Raw genomic sequence first — 20,168 nt, forward strand, 5'->3', positions numbered from 1 at the left:
CCTTAGTCTTGTTGGTCAGGGAGTTACGAAGCGTCAGTGGACAGCTTCGGTTTCACCGCGCATTTTTCCGGTCAGGAACAATTCGCCGAGTTCATCGTGGGTGATGTCTTTGGGAAGGCCATCCCAGATCACCTTGCCGAGGCGCAGAATGACAGCGCGTTCAGCGACTTCCATCGCCTTCTTCGTGTTCTGCTCGACCAAAAGGATCGTCATGCCATCCGCATGCAGCCGCAGCAATTCGTCAAAAACGATCCCGATTGCTGCCGGTGACAGGCCCACCGATGGCTCATCGACGAGCAGGACCTTCGGCCGCTGGAGAACGGCCATCGCCACTTCCAGAAGCTGCTGCTCGCCACCCGACATGTTGCCGGCAAGCGTGGAGCGACGGGTCTTCAGGATCGGGAAAAGATCATAGACGTAGTCACGATCCGCCTTCACCTTGGCATCACGGATCGTATAGGCCGCCATCTGCAGGTTTTCATCGACGGTCATCACGGGGAAATTACAACGTCCCTGGGGAACGAAGGACATACCCTCCCCCAGGATGGCACGAGACTTTGCACCTGCGATATCCTTGCCGCGCCAGTCAATGCCGCCCCCCTTGACGGTCGTCATTCCATAGAGGGTTTTGAGAAGCGTCGATTTCCCGGCGCCATTCGGACCCATCAAGGCAACGAACTGGCCTGCCGGAATATCGAGATCGACGCCGTTCAGAATATCGAGGTTGCCGTAGCCTGCACGCAGGTCACGGATGAGGAGATTGGAGTTAGCCACCAAGATAGGCCTCCCTGACACGCTGGTCCTGAATGATGTCGTGTGGTGCCCCCTCGACAAGCTTCGTGCCCTGATCGAGGACAATCACCCGCTGACAAATGCTCGTCACCACATCGATATTGTGTTCGATGACGAGGAAGCTGACGCCCAGCGACTTGTTGGCATAGAGGATCGTGTCGACGACGCGCTCGATAATCTTCGGATTGATGCCCGCCATCGGCTCGTCCAGCAGGATGAGTTTCGGCTCAGGCATCAACATCGAGGCAAACTGGATGAGCTTCTGCTGACCGCCCGACAGATTGCCGGCCGGCTGGTGACGGACGTCCCAAAGGCCTGCCATCCTGATTAGTTCCCGTGCACGTTCCCGCAGTCCGTCGATACGGCTTTTCGATAGCTTGCCAAGCCCGAAGGTCGAAGCAAGAGTGGGAAACGTAAACATCTGGCCGGCGATGATCAGATTTTCTTCCACATCGAGCGACTTGAATGTCACCGTCTTCTGGAAGGAGCGCAACATGCGCCCCTCGCGGGCAATCCGGTTGAGCGACCAACCGGTGATATCCTGGCCATCGAGAATGACCGTACCGGAATCAGGCCGGGCAAGGCCCGAGCTGCAGTCGAAGAATGTCGATTTTCCCGAGCCGTTCGGTCCGATCAGACCGGCAATCTCACCCCGGTTGATATGGATAGAGACATCGTTGACCGCGCGGATTGCGCCATAGGATTTGCAGAGATTGCGGATTTCGAGGATCGGCAGGTGACTGGTCATTTTGCACCTCCGATCATGTTCCAGAAGCGGTTGATGAGCGGCGCACAGCCATTCTTGAACCAGAACACGAGAACCAGAAGGCAACCGCCATAGGCAATCATGCGCAACTCAGGGGTAATGCGAAGAGCCTCGGTCAATCCGACGAACAAGAGGCTGCCGAACACCGTACCTGAGATCATTCCGGCACCTCCACCGAGCACGATGATCAGCATGGTGGTGGAGTAGTACATCTGGAAGGTCAACGGGCTGACGACCGTAAGGTAATAGGCATAGAGGCAACCGCCGACACCGGCAAAGACAGCACTGATCATGAAGACGATCAGTTTGTAGCGCCAGGTGGGCACTCCGAGAGATTCAGCCAGCGTTTCGTTTTCACGGATCGCCACCATGTTGCGCCCTGCCGGCGAGCGGACAAGTGCCCACGCAGCAAGCGTTGCCAGAACACCGATTGCCAGAGCGAGGTAATAGAAGTTCGTCGTGCCGCTGACGGTGAACGACCACGGGCCGAGCTCAAAGTAGGGCTTCGGAATACCGGACAGACCCATGTCGCCACGCGTGAGCGATACCCAGTTCTTCGAAATTGCCTGACCGATGATGACAAATCCAAGCGTACACATGACGAAAGAGGTCGAGCGGAGGCGCAAAGCCGGGATGCCAAGCGGGAGAGCAAGGGCGCCGGAGACGACACCTGCGGCAATCAGATTGACGTAGAACGGTGTTTCGAAATGGACAGCGAGCAAGCCTGCCGTGTAGGCCCCGATGCCGAAGAATGCCGCCTGAGCAAGCGAAAGAAGACCCGTATAGCCAACCAGCAGGTTAAGACCATGCGCGGGAAGCATGAAGATCAACGCGATAATAAGAGCGTGCGTGACGTATCGTGTTCCGATGAAGGGAAACACGAGGGCCAGAACGACCAGGAGAAGGGCAAGCGGGATACGAAGATCGCGCCGGCGCAGCTTGCCTGCTGTGTCTGTGAGTGACATGTCTAGTCCTCAAAGTTCGAGTACATGCGGCGGGCGCGGCTATCAGAAGCGCGCCTGCGTCGAGAAAAGACCGTGCGGACGCCACATCAGCATCAGGATCAGCGTTGCAAAACCAACGGTGTCTCTGAATTGCAGGCCGATATAGGTCGCGACAAGGCTTTCGGCGATGCCGAGGATCATGGCGGCAAACAACGTGCCGCGAACGTTTCCAAGACCGCCCATGATGATGATCGGAAGCGTCTTGAAGGTGATGAGTTCGCCCATGCCGCCGTAGACACTGACATTGACAGGTGCTGTCAGCACACCGGAAAGTGCTGCAAGTGCGGCACCGAGAATGAAGGTGCGCAAGACGACCTGCGGCACATCGATACCGACAACCCCGCAACATTCAACGTTCTGCGACACGGCCCGCATCGCCATTCCGAGACGGCTATAGGTCACCATGAGTTCGAGGCCGATGAAGACCATGATACAGACGATGAGAATGAGAATGCGTTGTTGCGCAAGGCTGAAACCGAGGATCGAGATTGGCTCGATGTAGCCGCCGGAGAAGAACTTGTAGCCGCCACCGAACACGAAGATCACCGTGTTCTGCAGGATCAGCGCGATGCCGAGGGTGGCAAGCACCCCCGATTCCGGAGGTGCGCCAACCATGCGCCGCATGACCAACTGGCCAACGACATAAGCAACGACGATCGTCGCAAGGACGCCAACGACGATCGACGCTTCGTACGACAGACCAAGATAGTCGATCGCAAACCAAGCTCCGAACGTGCCGAGCATGTAATATTCGCCATGGGCGAAGTTGATGGCCCTCAGCACGCCAAAGATCATGGTCATGCCAACGGCAACGATCGCATAGACGGAACCGGTGACAATCCCGTTTACGACCTGCTCGAGAATGGTCGAGAGCATAGTTTCATTCCTCCCAGCGACTTAGTTGGCAGGATACTGGATGTCCGCCGAGTATGCGCCTTTGATACTCGGTACGCCATTTTCGATCTGCAGGAGGATCATCGGCAAGCGAGCCTGGTTGTGGTCGTCAAAGGTCACCTCGCCGACAGGGCTTTCGTATTTGATCTTGGAAAGCGCGTCGCGAACTGCAACCTTGTCGGCGCTTCCGGCCTGCTTGATCGCCTGGGACAGCAAATTGACGGTGTCCCAATGCACGTAAGCGTGGTTGTTCGGGGCTTCGCTATAGGTCGTTGTGAACTTTTCGACAAAGGCCTTGCTGGCGGCGGAGTCATATTGCGGAAGCCATGCAGCCGCCTCGACGGCACCCTCCATCGCCTTCGGCGCGGCCTTGATTGTCTTTTCCGTATTGAATTCGCCATTGCCGATCAGTGTGACCTTACCGGCCATCCCAAGCTCAAGCATCTGGCGGGCAATGATTGGCGTGGTGTCTGCCAGGCCGTACATGATGATGGCCTGCGCGCCATTGTCGCGGATCTTTGCGAGGACACTGCGAAAGTCGACTTCGCCTTCCTTGTAGTAATCTTCGCTCAGGATCTCGCCCTTGTAGTCGGGCAGATATTTCTTGGTGAAGGTGATCGCGGAGCGACCGTAGTCGCTATCAACAGACAGGACAGAGAACTTGGTGAAACCACGCTGTTCTGCCGCATATTTGGTGATGACGAGGGCTCGGTTCTCATCTGTCGGGTAGTTGCGATAGGTCCATTTGAAGCCACCGACACCCGCCTGATAGGTGATCTTCGGGTTGGAAGAAGCAGCGTTCAGGAGGAGGACTTCCGCATCTTCCGCGACCGGTTGCATGGCAAGGGTAACAGAGCTCGATACGTCGCCGATGACGAAATCAACGCCGTCCTGATCGATCAGGCGACGGATCGCCGAAACGCCTTCTACAGGTGTTCCCTGGCTATCGGCATTGAACAGTTCGATCTGCATGCCATTGACGCCGCCGGCAGCATTGATGTCTTTCACAGCAAGTTCGGCACCATGCATGGAAAACGCGCCGTAGCGGGCGTTAGGGCCGCTCATCGGCGCAACGATTCCAAGCTTGATGGTGTCTGCAGCCTGAACCGGAGCTGCAAAAGCACCGGCGACAGATAGGATCGCGGTCGAGATGCAGAGCATCCTGCGAGTAAACTTGTATGTCATGTTCCCACTCCGTGTGTTCGGATGACGTCGTCCGGCTCCATGCCGTGCGCGAAATGCCGCTTTTTGCGGTTCTTCTTAGCCAGTCTTCATTCCGGCTTATGTCACAGTAGGTTCATGCAGGCTTGCTTGGCCAACACAACTCCTTTCTGCCGCCATAGCGTTTCGTTATAGCGAATTGTCGTATCGGGAGTGTCCCTAGGTCGACCTGCGTCAAAAGCATGCCTGCCGTGAAAGCAAATGCATTCATTTTCAGCATCGATAAGACTAAATAATGCGCATCACACAAACACATGGACAAGATGATGCGTATCGGCAGAAAACTGAAGACCTACCTGGAAAATCGTCGCGCTATTCGCGAACTGTCGGAACTTGACGACCGCGCACTGAGCGACCTCGGCGTTTCCCGCCACAACCTTCGCGCAGCCGTCGAAGGCCGCCGCTAAAGGCCAGATGAACGTTGCCGCACAAGACATGACGGCACGCTCACCCACTACGGTTCGTAGAGAAATCTTCGAAACGAAAAATGGCAAGCGCTCTTCTGGAACGCTCACCATTAAAAGCCTGACGCAGCCTTACTATGAAACAGGCTGCGCCAATGGCTTCAAGAGATTGTTGTCTCTTATCCTTTGACGCCTGAGGAAATCATAACAGCCTCGGTAACCTTCTTCTGGAAGATCAGATAGGCGATCGCGACCGGCATAGCGCCCAGTAGCGCGACCGACATCAGCCGTGCGTAAAAGACGCCGAAGGCATCGTTCACCTGGGTAATCCCGACAGGAATGGTCATTTTGCTTTCGCTTGTCACGGCGAGGAAAGGCCAGAAGAACTGGTTCCACGCCATGATGAAGGTGATGATCGCGAGCGCCGTCGTGATACCCCAGTTCAGCGGCAGATAGACCTTGAAGAGCAGCGTGTAGTCGCCGCCACCATCCAGCACCACCGCCTCGCGCATCTCCTTCGGCACAGCATCGAAGAACTGTTTGTAGACGATGATGACGACAGGTACGATCAGCTGCGGCAGGATGATACCGGCCCAGGTGTTGATCAGCCCAAGGTCATTGATGAGGATAAACTGCGTCACCACAAGCGCCTGTGATGGAACCATGAAGCTTGCCAGCACGACACCATAAAGAATGCGCCGGCCCGGAAAACGAAGCTGGGAAATTGCGTAGGCGCACATCATTCCCGAGACAATCACCGTGGCGGTGATGATAACGGCCGTACCGATCGAATTGATGTACCAGTTGATGATGTTGGTATTCCAGAGAATATCGACATAGGCTCCGAGATTGAATTCGTCCGGCATGACACCGGCGGCATCCGAGACAACCCGCTCTTCCGAACGGACAGACGTGATGAAAGCCCAGTAGAGCGGGAATATCCAGATCGCCGCGGCCAGGAACGTGCCGAGCGTCAGCACCCAGTTTTCAAACAACCTTGCGGATTTCATCGACGCCCTCCGGCACGCAGAAGCTGGAACTGCAACACTGAAAACACGGCAATCACGACAAACAGCACAAGTGCGATCGCAGAGGCGTATCCGCCGTGATTGAGCTGGAAAGCTTCACGATAGACCATCAGCAGCAGGACATAGGATGAATTGAATGGCCCACCGCTGCTGAGCAGGTAAACCTGGTCGAATATCTTCAACTGCAGGATCAGTTGCAGTGTCAGAACGAGGCCCGTGACCGGCCATAATAGCGGCCAGGTCACCCTGGTGAACTTCTGTATCCGTGTCGCACCGTCGAGTGCGGCAGCCTCATAATAATCCTTGGAAATGTTTCTGAGGCCGGCAATGAACAGCAGCACATTAAAGCCGTTGGTCCACCAGATTGTCACGGCCGCAACAGTCGGCATTACCCAATAGGGGTTCTTGAAGACCGGGACGGGTTTGCCGTTGAAAAACGCGATGACCGGCTGGAGGACACCGAACTGGAAGTCGAGCATCCACATCCAGATCTGCGTCACCACCGAGACGGGCAGGATGTAAGGCAGAAAGAATATCGCCAGTGCCAGTGCCTGCAACGAGCCCCGAAGGCGCGTGATCAGCAAGGCGATGCCGAGCGCAAGCGCCGTCGTCGGCACAACCGTCAAAAGCACGAAATATCCGTTGTTCTTCAAAGACGTCAGAAACAGCTTGTCAGATAAAAGCCGCTTGAAATTATCGAGCCCCACCCATTCCCCCGGACCAATCAGGGGTGAGTTTGTCAGGCTCAGTTCAACGAGCCTTATCGTCGGGTAGAGAAACACCAGCGCGAAAGTCACGACGAACGGCGCCACGAGGGTCGCAGCCACGGCAACTTCCTTGCGCCGGTTTGTGAGCATTGCCACGTCACCAACCTCCCAGAAAAAAGACAGGCCGCGCTCAAACGCGCGGCCTTCGCATCGGATTACTTCAGCTTGTCCTGCAGATCCTGCTTGATCTGTTCTGCTGCAGCCATCGGCTCGGCATAACCGTGAATGGCGGGCGAGATGATGTTGATGGCCGCGTCATAGGCGGGCGATGCCACACCTGCGATCGGTGAGCGAGGATCATAGGAGGCCGTATTGGCGAGCGCCGAATAGGTCGCATTCGGCTCCATCTTCTTGAATGCTTCGCCCTCCGCGACTTCCTTGTAGGCTGGAATATGGCCGGCCTCGGCCCATGAGAGCGAGTTCTTTTCCATCCAGCCGATCACCGTCATGACGGCCTTACGTTTTTCTGGTGTCATCTTGTTGTTTGCCGGGATCGCAAAGGCATGGGAATCCGCCCATGTGGTTTGTGTTCCCATCAGGTTCGGCACCTGAACAGCGCCCCACTCGTATCCGAGCGATCCTTTTTTCGCGAGGTCGATCATGGTGGGCACTTCCCACACGCCGTTCAGCGAAAAGGCAGACTTCCCAGACGTAAAGAGCGCCACGGACGCTTCGTACTCCGCCTGCTCGGGCTGCCATCCCTTGTCGGCCCAGGTCGTCATGACTTCAATCGCCTTGGCGGCCTTTTCCAGATTATCGCCTGCAAGGACCTCTTTGCCGGTGATCAGCTCACCGCCCTGTTGGCGCAGCAGCGTATAGAACACACGGAAAGTGCCGCCATCGTCGCCGGTCGCATATGACACCGGCGCGGCAGCACCCTTCTCCTTGGCGAGTGCCAGAGCTTCCTCGAAATCCTTGAGATTATTGATGCCGGTCAACTTGCCATTGGCGTCGAGGAACTTCGAACCTTCCAGATAGGACTTGTTGTAATAGAGGACGATGGAGTGAATATCGAAAGGCATGGCGTGCAGTTTGCCATCGTCGGAGCTAGCCGCCTTGACAGACGCCGGGAAGAAACTCTCCTTCGTGACGCCGGCATTTTTCAGATCTTCGTCGGTGATCTCATCAAGCACGCCCTCTTCAAGACCAAGCGGAAGGCGTGAAAGATGGTAGGTCATCACATCAGGCCCCTGCCCGACAGCCACGGATGTGCGAACCTTGGTGTAAAAGGGAATGCCCCACTCCAGCGTCGTGCCGGTGATTTTGATGTCTGGATGTTCTTCGTTAAAGCGCGTGATCAGCGCTTTCATACGCACACCGTCACCACCACTCAGGAAATCCCACCATGTGACATTTTCCTGAGCCATTGCCGGTATCGCCATCAGCGCCATAGCCGTCGCTGCAAGCAGACTTCTGTATCGCATGCCCATTTCCTCCTCCTGAAAGCCACCCTTCTCCCGTCGGTGGCGGTTGAACCAATTCACTGCGACGCTCAGCGAAGCCGTTGCCCGTCCTCTGCGAAAACAAGGATGTCACCGGGTGCCACGCCAAGAGAGATTGTCTGGCCGTCGAGGCTATCGCGGCGCCCGCGCGTCTCGACGACAATTGGCCGTCCGTCTGCAAGGCGCGTATGCAGGTAGGAGACACCACCGAGGTCCTCCTCCATGTCGACGGTTACAGGAATACCGTTTTCCACCGTATGAAGGTGTTCCGGCCGAAGCCCGATCCTGACGCGGGTTCCATCACCGACATCGTTGGTGATCTCAGCTGTAAGCTCCCTGTCTGTTCCATCGATACCAATCCGCAAACTGCCGTCCGCACGGCCAAGCACCCTGCCGGACAGGAAGTTCATCGCGGGTGATCCGATAAAACCGCCGACGAACTGGTTGTCGGGATTGTCGTAAAGCTGCAGGGGTTTGCCAGCCTGCTGCACCACCCCGCCTTTGAGGACGAATATCCGGTCCGCCAAGGTCATCGCCTCCACCTGGTCGTGCGTGACATAGATCATCGTCGCGCCGATCTGCTTGTGAAGCTTGGCCAATTCGAGCCGCATCTGCACGCGCAGCTCAGCATCAAGATTGGACAGCGGCTCATCGAACAGGAACACCTTTGGCTGTCGGACGATCGCCCGTCCGATCGCGACGCGCTGGCGCTGGCCACCCGAAAGTTCGGATGGCCGTTTTTTGAGGTGATCTTCGAGGTGAAGGATGCGCGCTGCCTCATTCACCATCTCATCGACCTTCGTCTTGGCCGTCTTCTTCAGTCTCAGGGAAAAGGCCATGTTTTCGAAGACTGTCAGGTGCGGGTAGAGTGCGTAGGACTGGAACACCATCGCGACCTCGCGCTTGGCTGGCTCCACGTCCGTAACATCCCTGCCCTCGATGGTGATCTTGCCCGCCGTTGTGTCTTCCAGGCCTGCAATCATGCGCAAAAGCGTGGATTTTCCACAGCCAGAGGGCCCGACAAAGACTGCGAAGTCACCAGTGGGTATTTCCATGCTCACGTCATGAATGACATCCACCGCGCCGAAGCTCTTTTTGACATTGCTGAGTGTGATGCCCATGCCAGGCCTCAATTCAGCTTGAGACGGAAGACGTGGTAGGAAAGCGGTGCAATTGCGCCCTTGAGCTTGCCGTCTTCCACACCAACTCCCGAACCAGCCTTTGGAACTACATGATCTGGCCGGTCAGGACCGTTGGTCTCGTTCAGACCGTAGCCCTCCATCGCATGGTGCTCCGCAAGAGAGAGATCGGAAAAGCCGGTCAACCCGACGTCAAGCTCGGCCTTCTCTGTCAGGTGACGGTTGACGACGAACAACGTCAACATGCCCTCGTCCCTGTTGTAGACGGCGGAAACATCGAGGTAGCAGACGTCGTCGGCAACGCTGCAATCGTAGGTCGGTGCATCAACGGCAACGTTCAAAGCCTGACCGCGGCCATAGATCGAAGCAAAGCGATAGGGATGGTAAATCGTCTGGCGCCACGCGGGGCCATTCTTTTCAGCACGGATTGGGGCAATGACGTTCACGAGCTGCGCGATGCAGGCAATACGAACACGGTCCGAGCGACGGATGAATTCATTGAGGAGACCCGCAACAAACAGCGCATCTTCGAAATTGTAGGTTTCCTCGAGAAGTGCCGGGGCTTCCGGCCAGTCCCAGGTGCGCCAGCGATGGCTGTCCTCGTCGCGAATGTGATACCAGACGTTCCACTCGTCAAAGCAGATATAGACATCGTTCTTGGCTCGTTTCTTCGCCTTCACGTAGTCGATCGCACCGGCAATCGTCTGAATGTATCGGCCGGTTTCCTCGATCTTGCCGAAGTAGTTCAGCGTATCCTTGCTCTTGTTACCGAAATATTTGTGCAGCGAGATGTAGTCGACGTTCTCGTAGCACTCCTCGAGAACCTCGCGTTCCCACTCGGGATAGGTCGCCATTCCGTCGTTGGAGCTGCCGCAGACGATCGCCTCAATGTCCTTGTCGAAGCCCTTGAAGGCCTTTGCGGTCTCATTGGCCAACCGGCCATATTCGGTTGCGACCTTGTGACCGATCTGCCAGGGACCATCCATCTCATTGCCCAGGCACCACATCTTGACATCATGGCCATTCGGCTTGCCATGCGAGTGACGCAGATCACTCCATGTCGTACCGCCCGGGAAGTTGACATATTCAAGGAAATTGCGGGCGTCTTCCAGTCCGCGCGAACCGAGATTGACCGCAAGCATCATTTCGATGCCGGCCATTTTGGACCAGTCGGCAAACTCGTTGATGCCGATTTGGTTGGTCTCCTTCGAACGCCAGGCAAGATCGAGACGAACAGGACGGTTCTCGCGCGGACCGATACCGTCTTCCCAGCGGTAGGCCGATACGAAATTACCACCGGGATAACGAATGGCGGGGATTTTCAGATCCTGCACGAATTTCAGAACATCCTTGCGGAAACCCTGGGCGTCAGCCTGCGGGTGGCCAGGCTCATAGATACCACCGTAGATCGCCCGTCCCATGTGTTCGATGAAGGCCGAATACAGCCTTTCATCGATGTCGCTGATTTTGAAGTCGCGATGAACGGCTATACGAGCCTTCATGAATGTCTCCTCCATAACAATCAATAATTACGATATGCATCGTAATTTTCGATATACTTCGACAGAGGCGGACGCGTTGTCAATGGGGATATTGTGCTGCACTGCGAAGCGGGCGCATGAGGCGTCCCGTCATCGTCATTCGCTGAGGGTTTTTAGGCGAAGGAGAATATCCTGATCATAGTTGCCGAAACCGCGGCCGAAGATGTTAATGCCGCCTGGATGCTTGCTGTCTGCCTTGACTTCCACACGCAAACGCACTGACCTGTGCTCATTGAGCCCGAGATCACTTGCTCTGACATCGGAAATATTGTGCCCATCGACAAAAGTGCCGCCAGGTCCGACGGACCAGGTCTTGAGCATGCCGTATTGGGACCCCTGGAGCTTCCACCATGCAGGGGTGTAGGTGCCGCGACGATCTCCGAAATCGCCTGGAGATGTCCACACACCGATTTCAACACCGTTGATCGACAAGACGATGTCGGAAGGCCAGTTCGCAAGCGTCCCGGGCACCTCCGAACTGACCTCCATCACGACATCAACGGATTCGATCAACTCCCCGCGAAGCTTGGCATTATTGGGAAACTGGTATTCAACAAACCCGCTGGTGAACCACAACAGGCTGGTTTTCATGCGCTCCGGGTCCATGTAGGTTTCCGGAACGTCGAGGAGGCCGATGATCCCATCCGTCGAACAAATGCCGCAAGGTGCGGTTACTGCGTTGCTGGTGTAAAGCCCAAGCGGCATTGAAACTTCGATGACATTGTCGCGGATTGCTTCGGGAGCAGGCTGCAGCGTCACGATCAATTCGTCATAGACAGCAAAACAGACCTTCTGATTTCCCTTTTTTGCCCGTCTCGATTCGGTACGAATAAGACCGGCCTCTTCCAGTATCTTGAGGTGGGATGAGACGGATGATTGCGGAAGCTCGGAAACTTCGGCAAGTTCATTGACGTTGATGCCGGGATGGTTTGCGATTTCCTGCAAAAGCTGAATGCGTGGAAGAGCAAAAATCCCCTTCAATGCCCCCAGATCCTTGCGAGGATCAATCACCAAGAATTTCGAACTCATTATAGCTCCCAACATCAGATTATGGGATCTATATCAGTTTTTCCGATGAATATGTAGATGTCTTTTGTCGTAGAATTTCGCTGCGGCGGCAGGGAAGACCGGAGAGACGTGCAGCCTCTCCGGGTCGTAGAGCGTCGTGCGCTTAAGCGCGCTGCTCGAAACGTTCCGGCCGGAAGGTGGCCAGCATGGGGTGTTCTTTACCGGTGGCGATTTCATAGGCCAGCAATTCACCAATGATCAGGCCAAGCGTCGCACCGCTGTGACTGAAGGCAACATAATAACCAGGGATACGTTTCAGCGCCCCAACGACCGGCTCACCGTCGCCCGGGATGGGCTTGCCACCAACACCGATGGACGCCACCTCGAGCTCCGGATTGCCTTCAAGCACCTTGGACGCTTCCTTGAGCAAGGCCTCGACGACCGAATGGTCGATCTCGTGACTTCCATCTGCCTTGATCTTGACCCCTTCATCGGCAGCCCAATCCGCATCAATCGAAAACGTCCCGCCTGGCGCTGGCCGCACGGCAACACGTGGCGTGTTCAACACCGCCGCAAGGGGGTGGTCGAGCGGCTTTGTCTGTACCAGAAGGGCAATCGGGGTATCGTCGCCGATTGTCAAACCTGATTCCGCCGCCATTTTTGGCACGTCAGGCCCTGTCGCCAGAACAACCACATCCGCGCTGAACCGGCTGTCCGACGTTGTCACCACGCCAACGGCACGCCCTTCCTCGACTATGACGCTCGCCTTTCCCTGATCAGTGATGAGCACGCCGCCAAGAGCGGAAAATTCCTCCAGAAGATGACCGATCAGTCGCGGCAGATCGACCCAGCCTTCGCCAGGATTAAAGATCGCCCCCGGCGCCGTCACCGCCCGCGTATCAACACCTGGCGTCGAGTTTGCAACAGCCTGGGACGACAGGTGCCTGGCGTCATAGCCGATCGAGGTTTCATATGCGAAGGCGCGTTCTATGCCGTTGCCTTCGCCTTCTGCATCCCAGGTGAGGCCACCTTCGAAACGCAGCCAGTCCGCATCCTGATGACGGGCAGCAAGCGTGCGATAACGATCGATCCCTGCCATCCGCAAGAGATGATAAGGCTCGGAGCGCATTCTGGCGGAGTTCAACCAGGAGAGTGAACGGCCAGATGCACCGTTTGCCGGTGGACCATCATTGACGATGGTGACCTTCACGCCGCGACGGGCGAGCTGCAAACCGGTGGAAACGCCAAAGATGCCGGCGCCGATGATGATGGCTGAAGTGATGATGGTGTCGCTCATTATCGTGTCTTTCGATGGTTGTTCGTCAAGATCGGTAAGAATGATCAGGGGCTTTCCCAGCGTCCGCTCGTCGTCGAACGCATCAGCGCGTCTATCGCCTTCATGTTGGCGACAGCGTCGTCGAGGCCGTCGGAAAGCGGCGTTCCTGTCAAGATGGCAGATGCGAAGGCATCGACCTGTTCGCGATACTGGTCGACGGGATCGATTATGATCTCCTCGCGTCCGCCGCCGGAGAGGTCACGCCCGTCATCACTCGCGATCACCGTCACCTCATCTGCCGGGGCGTTGAACGGCACCTTTATCTCGATACGGCCGCGGGTCCCGAGGATCGTCACTTTCTGGGTCAGCGCCAGTTGCGTCGCGCAGGTGAAAACAAGCTGGCGCGCCCCCGGAAACTCCATCAGCCCGCTCGTCAGCCTATCTGTACCGAACACCGGATCACGTTCCATCAAGGCGATGGCGCGCAACGGTTCGGCATCAAACAGAAAACGCGCTGTATTGATGGCGTAACAACCGACGTCGAACAACCCACCGCCGCCAATGGATGCCTGATTTCGGACATTCGCTGGATCATCGAGATAATAGGAAAAGATCGTCTGCATCGCCCTGAACTCTCCGATGCGCCCTTCCGCAATGAGAGCTTTTGCCCGTTTCCACTGCGGATGGTGACGCACCATAAACGCTTCAGCGACAGGAAGCTGCGCCTTGGCCTGCGCTTTTGCCAACACCGCGGCTTCTTCTGCATTGAGTGCGATCGGCTTTTCGCAAAGCACAGGTTTGCCACGCTCCAGCGCCTTGAGGGTCATGGGCACGTGAAGGTGATTGGGGAGCGGATTATAAATGGCATCCACCTCTGGATCGGCGAGCAACGCCTCGTAGCTGCCATAGGGCTTGGCAATCCCGAAAGATGCCGCGGTTTCCTCGGCCTTGGTCAGGTCACGCGACGCAATCGCTGTGACCCTGCCAAGACGACTGGATTGAATGGCCGGGATAACGGCCTTGACCGCAATCCCTGCACAGCCAAGCACACCCCATCTGATTGTCTTTGTCATTGTCTTCTCCTGCGCGCCGATCTCACAGCACTTCCGCAAGGAAGCGCTGAAGGCGCGGGCTTTGCGGATGATCAAAAATTGCTTCGGGCGTTCCTGCCTCGACAACACGCCCCTCATCCATGAACACAACCTGGTCCGCCACACGCCGGGCGAAGCCCATTTCATGGGTCACGACGATCATCGTCATGCCCTGTTTTCCAAGGTCGGCCATGAGGTTGAGGACACCCTTCACCAGTTCCGGATCGAGAGCACTTGTCACCTCATCGAACAGGATGACTTCCGGCTCCATCGCCAAGGCACGGGCAATTGCCACGCGTTGCTGCTGACCACCAGAAAGACCACCTGGCCGATGGTGCTGACGGCTCGCCAGACCGACATCGGCAAGGCGTGCCTTGGCGATACGCTCGGCCTCTGCCTTGGACATGCCCTTGATCTTCGTGAGCGACAACATGACGTTTTCAAGCGCTGTGTGATCGGGAAAGAGATTGAAATGCTGGAAAACCATACCGACGCGACGGCGCAATCGTTCAGGCTTCATCGCAAGAATGCTCTGCCCGTCAACGAGGATGTCGCCGCTTTTCGGCTCGACCAGACGGTTAAGGCAGCGCAGCAGCGTCGACTTTCCAGAACCGGACGGTCCAATGATGCATGTGACACTTCCGGCTTTGACCTGTAGATCGACGCCTTTCAGGACATCGAGGTCACCATAGGCCATACCGAGCTGGCGAACATCCACACTACCGCCCGTGAACGACGATTGGGTGGAGCGGGAGGCGCCGTCGAGTTCACTGACCTCTTCAAGACCGCTGGTGATCGCTGTTGGGCGTTGTTTACCGACCCGAAGACGAAAGTCGATCGCGTTGACGACATGTGTCAGCGGAACGGTAACGACGAGATAAAAGATGCCCGCGAGCAAGAGTGGTGACAGGTTGCCGGTTACGACAGCCTGGTCCTGGCCAACACGGAAGATTTCCCGTTCCGACGCCAATAGCCCCAGAAAATAGACAAGGCTGGAATCTTTCACATTGCCGATAAACTGGTTGACCAGTGCCGGCAGCACTCGGCGCACACCCTGCGGCACCACGATCAGCCGCATCCCCTGCCCGTAGCTCATGCTGAGCGCCCGGCAAGCCTCCATCTGCCCGCGCTCGACGCTCTGGATGCCAGACCGGAAAATCTCGCCAATGTAGGCGCCAGCAATCAGGCTGAGCGCAAGGATGCCAAGCGGGTAAGGCGATGGACCGAACAATTCACGCCCTAGGCGGGCAAATCCCTGACCGATCAATAGAATGGTAACAATGGCTGGAAGCCCGCGAAAGATATCCGTGTAGATACGGGCAGGTATACGCAGCCACGCAGAGCGCGATATGCCCATGATAGCGAGTATCATGCCGATCACGACACCGAGCACCGTCGATGCGGCAGCCAGGATCAGCGTATTCTTCAATCCAACCGTAATCATGGTCGGCAGGACTTCTGCCATAGCATTCCAGTCAAGGAAGCTGCGACGTAAGTTCTCGAGCCAGTTCATCTGATATTCCCCTGCATGAAGAAAAGCCGGTCCGACCCCGGGGAGCCGGACCGGGAGGTGGCATCACTGCTTGGGAAGATAAGCTTCTGGCATCGGCGTACCCGGGAACCACTTCTCGTGCAGCTTCTTCCAGGTGCCGTCCTGCATTGCGGCATGCAGTTCCTTGTTCAGCGCGTCGCGCAACGCATCGTTGCCCTTTCGAATGACGAAGCCGGCAGGCGCATCGAAGCTTGGAACATTGACAGCAATCTTGAGTGCCGGGTAACGGCCGGAGTAATCCTTCGCTGCCTCGTAATCGAGGAAGTGGGCGTCGATCGTGCCATTGTTGAGGGCCGACACGGCCGTGTTGTTATCGGGGAATTTTACGAGATCAGCATCGGCGAAGTTCTTCTGGGCATAGATTTCCTGCAGGGTCCCCTGCACGACACCAAGGCGCTTACCCTTGAGGCCGGCTGCATCCTTGATGCTTGCCTCCGGTGTCAGCACAGTGAGATAACCGGCGAGGTAACCATCAGAAAAGTCCACAGTCTCCTTGCGCTTGGCGGTCGTTCCGATTGCGGCAGCGGCAACATCAAAGCGGCTGTTTGCAACTGACGGCATGAGAGCGGCAAACTCCTGGCCGGTAAAGATGACCTGATCTTTCTTGAAACCGAGACGCTCGGCGATATTGAGGAAGAGCTCGATATCAAAACCGGTAAAACTGCCGTCTGCGGTGGTGAAGGCATAAGGCTTGGCGTCGCCCATCGTGCCAACGCTGATTGTACCTGCGTCGATCAGGCCATAGGGATTTTCTGCAGCATAGGCCGGGATGGCACTGACCGAGGCCGAAAGACCAACGGCAAGTCCCAGAATGGCTGCACGAACTCTGGTGAAAGGCGACGTTATTGCTTGTGAAAATGTCATTGGTTCATTCTCCTCTGGTGGTAACGTTTTGCGATTTTTGAAGACACACGGGTCCCACCCGGACGAAGACATTGCAGCTCGCGTCCGGACCATGTGATCACATGCCGATTAATTAGAAATTTCATCATGAGACCGGTCTCTTTATTGATTGAGACCGGTCTCTTTGATTTCAGTCAATTGTTATCTTCGCATTTGCTACTCGTCAATATCTCTTGTAAGGCTTGTTTCATGGAACCGAATTCGCCCCAAAACAGCTCCGTGACCGTCGCCGATGTCGCCCGCAAGGCAGGCGTCTCGAAAGCGACGGCGGCGCGCGTCCTGGGCGGATACGGAACCGTCAGCGAACGTGTTCGCGAGATCGTCACGGAAGCCGCCCGCGCGCTGGACTACCGTCCCAATGAACTTGCCCGCAGCATGACGACAGGACGCTCGGGCACGATCGGTGTTGTCGTCGGGGATATCGAGAACCCGTTCTTCAGCCTCGCCATGCGCGGCATCGCAGATGTCGCCCGCCAAGCCGGCTTCACGGTTATCCTCATCAATTCAGGAGAGGACGTCAGCGCGGAAAAAGAGGCGATCCGCACCCTGCTCGCAAAGCGCGTCGATGGCCTGATTGTTTCACCCGCCAAGGAAAGCGACGTCGAGCACTTGCGGGAGGTTGCCCGTTCAGGACGCCCTCTCGCCTTGCTTGATCGGGGAGTAGAGGCCTTCGAGGTCGATACCGTTATCGCCGATGATCGGAATGCTGCAGAAGGCGTCACACGCCAGCTGATCGCCCTTGGCCATCGGCGCATCGCCTATCTGACCGCCTGTGACACGCCTGACCATAAGTTCCGCTCACCAGGCGACATCAACACCGGATCGGTCCGTCGCCGCGTTGAGGGTTACCTCGACATCTGTCACGAGGCAGGCTTCAGCAAAAGCGAAACGACTGTTCAGATGGGCGCATCGACGCCTGAACTTGCCAGCGAGATTGCAAGGGCGATGCTTGAAGCGAAGGATCGTCCGACTGCGATCATTGCATCAGACAGTGTTATTGGACTTGAAGTGTTCAAGACGGCAAGAGCAATAGGCCTTTCGATCCCCGACGATCTTTCTCTCATTTCCTTTCATGACGCCGATTGGACAGCGGTCACCTCTCCGCCTGTCACAGTGGTACGCCAACCTGTCTACCGGCTTGGTGAGATGGCGGCAAAGCTGCTTGTCGAACGCCTTAGCGGATTTGATGCCGCAGCCCGACGCGTGGTGCTGGAAACAGAGGTGATCCAGCGTGCCTCGATTGCGAGCCCCTTGGGAACATCCGTTTCTTCGTGAAGCCGCCCCGGCGATCGTGCCGGGGCCTGCTTCTATGAGCAATCAGTTGAAAGGCGACAGGCATTGTGCGCGCACACCGGCATGCGGCACGTAGGAATTGTCCGCAGCCCGGTAACTCCTGTATCTTTTCGCGCACCATGCATAATGATCCGGGGAAAGCGCCCGCTCGTGCATATGCTTTGCTCCCGGCGGCGGCGGTGGAGGCGGATTTCCATTGTCTGGGGGCGGCGGCATTTCCTGCGCGTTACCGGCGACGGCTCCGCCGACGATCGCGCCGGCCGCAAAGGCAGCCAAAGGATACCACCATCCGTCGGGCCCACGTCTGTAACCGTCACGTCCCTCACGGAGGCCATGGTAACCGTTCCACTCCCCGGGCGCGTTTTGCGCGACCAGGATTTCAACCCCATGCAACAGATCAAAAGGCGCAGCCATCGCAGGCGGCGTCATCACAAATGTCGCGGTGCCCATGGCGGCCAACACCAGGCTGGCTTTCCTGCCAAATTGTTTCATTCCATTCTCCTTTTTTCGGTCGGCTAAGAAGCGGAAGAAAACGAGGGTATTCGTGGCGGGAGAGTGGCGATTTCGGGCGGGAAACAACTTATAAAAAACCGGCAAGTTTCAGATACGGAAACTGCCGCCACGCATTTTTTGATATACAATACATTACCAAATCATCGTTGCCGTACTCGATGTCCGAAGCCTAGTGTGACGTCTTGATCTGTTAAATCGAGAATGCAATGTCGACCTTTGGTAGCCTTATAATCCTCGTTTTTCTGGCAATTGGTATTTTCGCCTTCTATCGGTGGGCATCATGCGACACCGGGAGGCAAGATTAGAACTGAGGTGACGATAATGAATGTTCCGAACCAAATTGAACCTGCAAACTACGACGTTGCGGCCCGCGTGACGCAGATCATCGTAGAGCAACTCGGGGTGGACGCCGACAAAGTCACCAACGAGGCGAGTTTTTCCGACGATCTGAATGCCGATTCCCTTGAAGTCGTACAGATCGTCATGGAAATCGAAGAGGCGTTCAATCTCGAAATCCCGGATAAGGCGGCAGACAAGATCATCACTGTCGGCGATGCCATCCGTTTCATAGAGACGGCCAAAGGCTGAACGGTCGACTGAAACTCACGATTTACGGCGTCAGATTGGTTTCTAAAGCCTTGGCCGAGACCGCCATTTTCTGCTGCTCAGCCAGGCGCCAGGCTTGAGGCGACATACCAGTCTCGCGCCTGAAGAACCGATTGAAGTAGGCCGGATCGGCAAAACCCAAGCCCTCGCCAATCATCCTTACTGTCGAGGCTGTAAATATCAGTTCCTGCTTGGCGACTTCGAGTTGTCGCCTGGCAACAAGCCGTTGCAGGCTCAAGCCGCATGCGTTTCTGACAAGCCGGTTGAGATGCGTTTGAGAAAGGCCAAGCCTTTCCGCATAAAAGGCAGCCTGACGAGGTTCGCGTACATGCCGAGCAATCAATGAAAGGAGAAGGTCGAAGCGCTTTTCCGTGACACCGTCTCCCCTCTCCAGGCTGATCGGACGGGCAATCCTGGCAAGCCAGGTCGCAACGACAGCGAGCTGCCCTTCGATCATCGCGTCCCAGCCCGCCTCATGCGCGATGTACTCTCTTGAAATGGTTTGGAAGGCTGACTGAAGCAAATCAAGCTCTGGGATGTCTTTCAAAGCCATGAGCTTGGGGCTTGCGAAATTTCGGCGCAGCACGGCTTGCGTAGAGGTCGAAAGCGCTCCCGGTAAAACCGTAACGATCACGCCTTCAATCGTTCGCGAAAATCTGAAACCGTGCTCGAACCCCGGTGGGACGACAATCGCGACCGGCGGATTGATCGGCTCGACCCGCCCCTCGAACACGGCATCGCCTTCACCGCCGGAGATAAAGAGTATCTGCAGAAACCCTGCATGCCGGTGCGAACCGATCTCGAACCGGTGCAGGCTGCTTCTCGAATAAAGCGTTTCGCAATGAAACCGAAACTCGCTGTCTGGTGCCGGCTCCTCCCCGTAAAGTCTATCTCCCATCGCAGCACGCATTCAATTCGGCCTCCCCTC

The 20,168-nt window shown here is 56.5% G+C and carries 21 protein-coding genes; 4 read left to right on the plus strand and 17 right to left on the minus strand.

Annotation, left to right across the window (positions count from 1 at the left end; genetic code table 11):
* Positions 1-33: 33 nt before the first annotated feature.
* From FY156_18060 to FY156_18080, 5 genes are read right to left on the minus strand one after another with little or no spacing between them, the layout of a single operon-like run.
* Positions 34-777 carry an ABC transporter ATP-binding protein gene (locus FY156_18060; protein UXS03464.1) on the minus strand — a complete coding sequence of 248 codons (744 nt, stop codon included), beginning with the start codon at positions 775-777 and terminating at the stop codon, positions 34-36.
* Positions 767-1,540, minus strand: coding sequence for an ABC transporter ATP-binding protein (locus tag FY156_18065; GenBank protein ID UXS03465.1), 774 nt, complete (start codon positions 1,538-1,540; stop codon positions 767-769). Before FY156_18065 ends, FY156_18060 begins: the two co-directional genes overlap by 11 nt.
* Positions 1,537-2,523 carry a branched-chain amino acid ABC transporter permease gene (locus tag FY156_18070; GenBank protein UXS03466.1) on the minus strand — a complete coding sequence of 329 codons (987 nt, stop codon included), beginning with the start codon at positions 2,521-2,523 and terminating at the stop codon, positions 1,537-1,539. Before FY156_18070 ends, FY156_18065 begins: the two co-directional genes overlap by 4 nt.
* Positions 2,524-2,565: 42 nt before the next feature.
* Positions 2,566-3,438: a branched-chain amino acid ABC transporter permease gene (locus tag FY156_18075; protein UXS03467.1), complete on the minus strand. Its 873-nt coding sequence runs from the start codon at positions 3,436-3,438 to the stop codon at positions 2,566-2,568.
* 21 nt (positions 3,439-3,459) lie between these two features.
* Complete coding sequence (locus FY156_18080; protein ID UXS03468.1) at positions 3,460-4,641, minus strand: ABC transporter substrate-binding protein; 1,182 nt, start codon at positions 4,639-4,641, stop codon at positions 3,460-3,462.
* Between the two features lie 302 nt (positions 4,642-4,943).
* On the opposite strand from FY156_18080, the gene FY156_18085 reads away from it, so the two are divergent.
* Positions 4,944-5,084, plus strand: a complete 141-nt coding sequence (locus FY156_18085) for a DUF1127 domain-containing protein (GenBank protein UXS03469.1) — start codon at positions 4,944-4,946, stop codon at positions 5,082-5,084.
* Positions 5,085-5,091: 7 nt separating this feature from the next.
* Entirely contained in the window at positions 5,092-5,271 is a 180-nt protein-coding gene (locus FY156_18090; protein UXS03470.1) for a hypothetical protein, read from the plus strand.
* Here the strand turns inward: FY156_18090 and FY156_18095 are convergent.
* The 10 genes from FY156_18095 to FY156_18140 form a co-directional block, all read right to left on the minus strand.
* Entirely contained in the window at positions 5,261-6,091 is an 831-nt protein-coding gene (locus FY156_18095; GenBank protein ID UXS03471.1) for a carbohydrate ABC transporter permease, read from the minus strand. The two genes, FY156_18090 and FY156_18095, sit on opposite strands and share 11 nt — an antisense overlap.
* A complete protein-coding gene (locus FY156_18100; GenBank protein ID UXS05140.1) occupies positions 6,088-6,966 on the minus strand; it encodes a sugar ABC transporter permease in 879 nt (292 codons plus the stop codon). The genes FY156_18095 and FY156_18100 overlap by 4 nt, the downstream gene beginning before the upstream one ends.
* Before the next feature lie 65 nt (positions 6,967-7,031).
* A complete protein-coding gene (locus FY156_18105; protein UXS03472.1) occupies positions 7,032-8,300 on the minus strand; it encodes an extracellular solute-binding protein in 1,269 nt (422 codons plus the stop codon).
* A 68-nt stretch (positions 8,301-8,368) separates the two neighbouring features.
* Positions 8,369-9,439, minus strand: coding sequence for a sn-glycerol-3-phosphate ABC transporter ATP-binding protein UgpC (gene ugpC / locus FY156_18110; GenBank protein UXS03473.1), 1,071 nt, complete (start codon positions 9,437-9,439; stop codon positions 8,369-8,371).
* Between the two features lie 8 nt (positions 9,440-9,447).
* Positions 9,448-10,959: an alpha-N-arabinofuranosidase gene (locus FY156_18115; protein ID UXS03474.1), complete on the minus strand. Its 1,512-nt coding sequence runs from the start codon at positions 10,957-10,959 to the stop codon at positions 9,448-9,450.
* A gap of 135 nt (positions 10,960-11,094) precedes the next feature.
* Positions 11,095-12,027: a MarR family transcriptional regulator gene (locus FY156_18120; protein ID UXS03475.1), complete on the minus strand. Its 933-nt coding sequence runs from the start codon at positions 12,025-12,027 to the stop codon at positions 11,095-11,097.
* 142 nt (positions 12,028-12,169) lie between these two features.
* The gene (locus FY156_18125) at positions 12,170-13,303 is read right to left on the minus strand and encodes an FAD-binding oxidoreductase (protein UXS03476.1); all 1,134 of its coding nucleotides are present in this window, start codon (positions 13,301-13,303) and stop codon (positions 12,170-12,172) included.
* A 44-nt stretch (positions 13,304-13,347) separates the two neighbouring features.
* Positions 13,348-14,355, minus strand: coding sequence for a Gfo/Idh/MocA family oxidoreductase (locus FY156_18130; protein ID UXS03477.1), 1,008 nt, complete (start codon positions 14,353-14,355; stop codon positions 13,348-13,350).
* A 22-nt stretch (positions 14,356-14,377) separates the two neighbouring features.
* Entirely contained in the window at positions 14,378-15,886 is a 1,509-nt protein-coding gene (locus FY156_18135; protein ID UXS03478.1) for an amino acid ABC transporter permease/ATP-binding protein, read from the minus strand.
* Positions 15,887-15,949: 63 nt separating this feature from the next.
* Entirely contained in the window at positions 15,950-16,789 is an 840-nt protein-coding gene (locus tag FY156_18140) for an amino acid ABC transporter substrate-binding protein (GenBank protein UXS03479.1), read from the minus strand.
* A gap of 228 nt (positions 16,790-17,017) precedes the next feature.
* On the opposite strand from FY156_18140, the gene FY156_18145 reads away from it, so the two are divergent.
* On the plus strand, positions 17,018-18,103 hold the full coding sequence (locus tag FY156_18145) for a LacI family transcriptional regulator (protein UXS03480.1): 1,086 nt from the start codon (positions 17,018-17,020) through the stop codon (positions 18,101-18,103).
* A gap of 42 nt (positions 18,104-18,145) precedes the next feature.
* Here FY156_18145 and FY156_18150 read toward each other — a convergent pair whose 3' ends face one another.
* On the minus strand, positions 18,146-18,613 hold the full coding sequence (locus FY156_18150; protein ID UXS03481.1) for a BA14K family protein: 468 nt from the start codon (positions 18,611-18,613) through the stop codon (positions 18,146-18,148).
* Between the two features lie 342 nt (positions 18,614-18,955).
* On the opposite strand from FY156_18150, the gene FY156_18155 reads away from it, so the two are divergent.
* Complete coding sequence (locus FY156_18155) at positions 18,956-19,222, plus strand: acyl carrier protein (GenBank protein UXS03482.1); 267 nt, start codon at positions 18,956-18,958, stop codon at positions 19,220-19,222.
* 22 nt (positions 19,223-19,244) lie between these two features.
* On the opposite strand, the gene FY156_18160 is transcribed toward FY156_18155, so the two are convergent.
* Positions 19,245-20,150, minus strand: a complete 906-nt coding sequence (locus FY156_18160) for a helix-turn-helix domain-containing protein (GenBank protein UXS03483.1) — start codon at positions 20,148-20,150, stop codon at positions 19,245-19,247.
* Between the last annotated feature and the right edge of the window lie 18 nt (positions 20,151-20,168).

This window comes from Agrobacterium tumefaciens (assembly GCA_025559845.1).
Lineage (GTDB): Bacteria > Pseudomonadota > Alphaproteobacteria > Rhizobiales > Rhizobiaceae > Agrobacterium.

Excerpts from the sequence above, each read along its gene's own strand:
- FY156_18100 (UXS05140.1), bottom strand. The coding sequence starts at position 6,966 with ATGCTCACAAACCGGCGCAAGGAAGTTGCCGTGGCTGCGACCCTCGTG.
- FY156_18085 (UXS03469.1), top strand. The coding sequence starts at position 4,944 with ATGCGTATCGGCAGAAAACTGAAGACCTACCTGGAAAATCGTCGCGCT.
- FY156_18155 (UXS03482.1), top strand. The coding sequence starts at position 18,956 with ATGAATGTTCCGAACCAAATTGAACCTGCAAACTACGACGTTGCGGCC.
- FY156_18145 (UXS03480.1), top strand. The coding sequence starts at position 17,018 with ATGGAACCGAATTCGCCCCAAAACAGCTCCGTGACCGTCGCCGATGTC.
- FY156_18150 (UXS03481.1), bottom strand. The coding sequence starts at position 18,613 with ATGAAACAATTTGGCAGGAAAGCCAGCCTGGTGTTGGCCGCCATGGGC.
- FY156_18095 (UXS03471.1), bottom strand. The coding sequence starts at position 6,091 with ATGAAATCCGCAAGGTTGTTTGAAAACTGGGTGCTGACGCTCGGCACG.
- FY156_18120 (UXS03475.1), bottom strand. The coding sequence starts at position 12,027 with ATGAGTTCGAAATTCTTGGTGATTGATCCTCGCAAGGATCTGGGGGCA.
- FY156_18070 (UXS03466.1), bottom strand. The coding sequence starts at position 2,523 with ATGTCACTCACAGACACAGCAGGCAAGCTGCGCCGGCGCGATCTTCGT.
- FY156_18075 (UXS03467.1), bottom strand. The coding sequence starts at position 3,438 with ATGCTCTCGACCATTCTCGAGCAGGTCGTAAACGGGATTGTCACCGGT.
- FY156_18160 (UXS03483.1), bottom strand. The coding sequence starts at position 20,150 with ATGCGTGCTGCGATGGGAGATAGACTTTACGGGGAGGAGCCGGCACCA.
- FY156_18140 (UXS03479.1), bottom strand. The coding sequence starts at position 16,789 with ATGACATTTTCACAAGCAATAACGTCGCCTTTCACCAGAGTTCGTGCA.
- FY156_18130 (UXS03477.1), bottom strand. The coding sequence starts at position 14,355 with ATGACAAAGACAATCAGATGGGGTGTGCTTGGCTGTGCAGGGATTGCG.
- ugpC (UXS03473.1), bottom strand. The coding sequence starts at position 9,439 with ATGGGCATCACACTCAGCAATGTCAAAAAGAGCTTCGGCGCGGTGGAT.
- FY156_18090 (UXS03470.1), top strand. The coding sequence starts at position 5,092 with ATGAACGTTGCCGCACAAGACATGACGGCACGCTCACCCACTACGGTT.
- FY156_18125 (UXS03476.1), bottom strand. The coding sequence starts at position 13,303 with ATGAGCGACACCATCATCACTTCAGCCATCATCATCGGCGCCGGCATC.
- FY156_18135 (UXS03478.1), bottom strand. The coding sequence starts at position 15,886 with ATGAACTGGCTCGAGAACTTACGTCGCAGCTTCCTTGACTGGAATGCT.
- FY156_18115 (UXS03474.1), bottom strand. The coding sequence starts at position 10,959 with ATGAAGGCTCGTATAGCCGTTCATCGCGACTTCAAAATCAGCGACATC.
- FY156_18105 (UXS03472.1), bottom strand. The coding sequence starts at position 8,300 with ATGCGATACAGAAGTCTGCTTGCAGCGACGGCTATGGCGCTGATGGCG.
- FY156_18080 (UXS03468.1), bottom strand. The coding sequence starts at position 4,641 with ATGACATACAAGTTTACTCGCAGGATGCTCTGCATCTCGACCGCGATC.
- FY156_18065 (UXS03465.1), bottom strand. The coding sequence starts at position 1,540 with ATGACCAGTCACCTGCCGATCCTCGAAATCCGCAATCTCTGCAAATCC.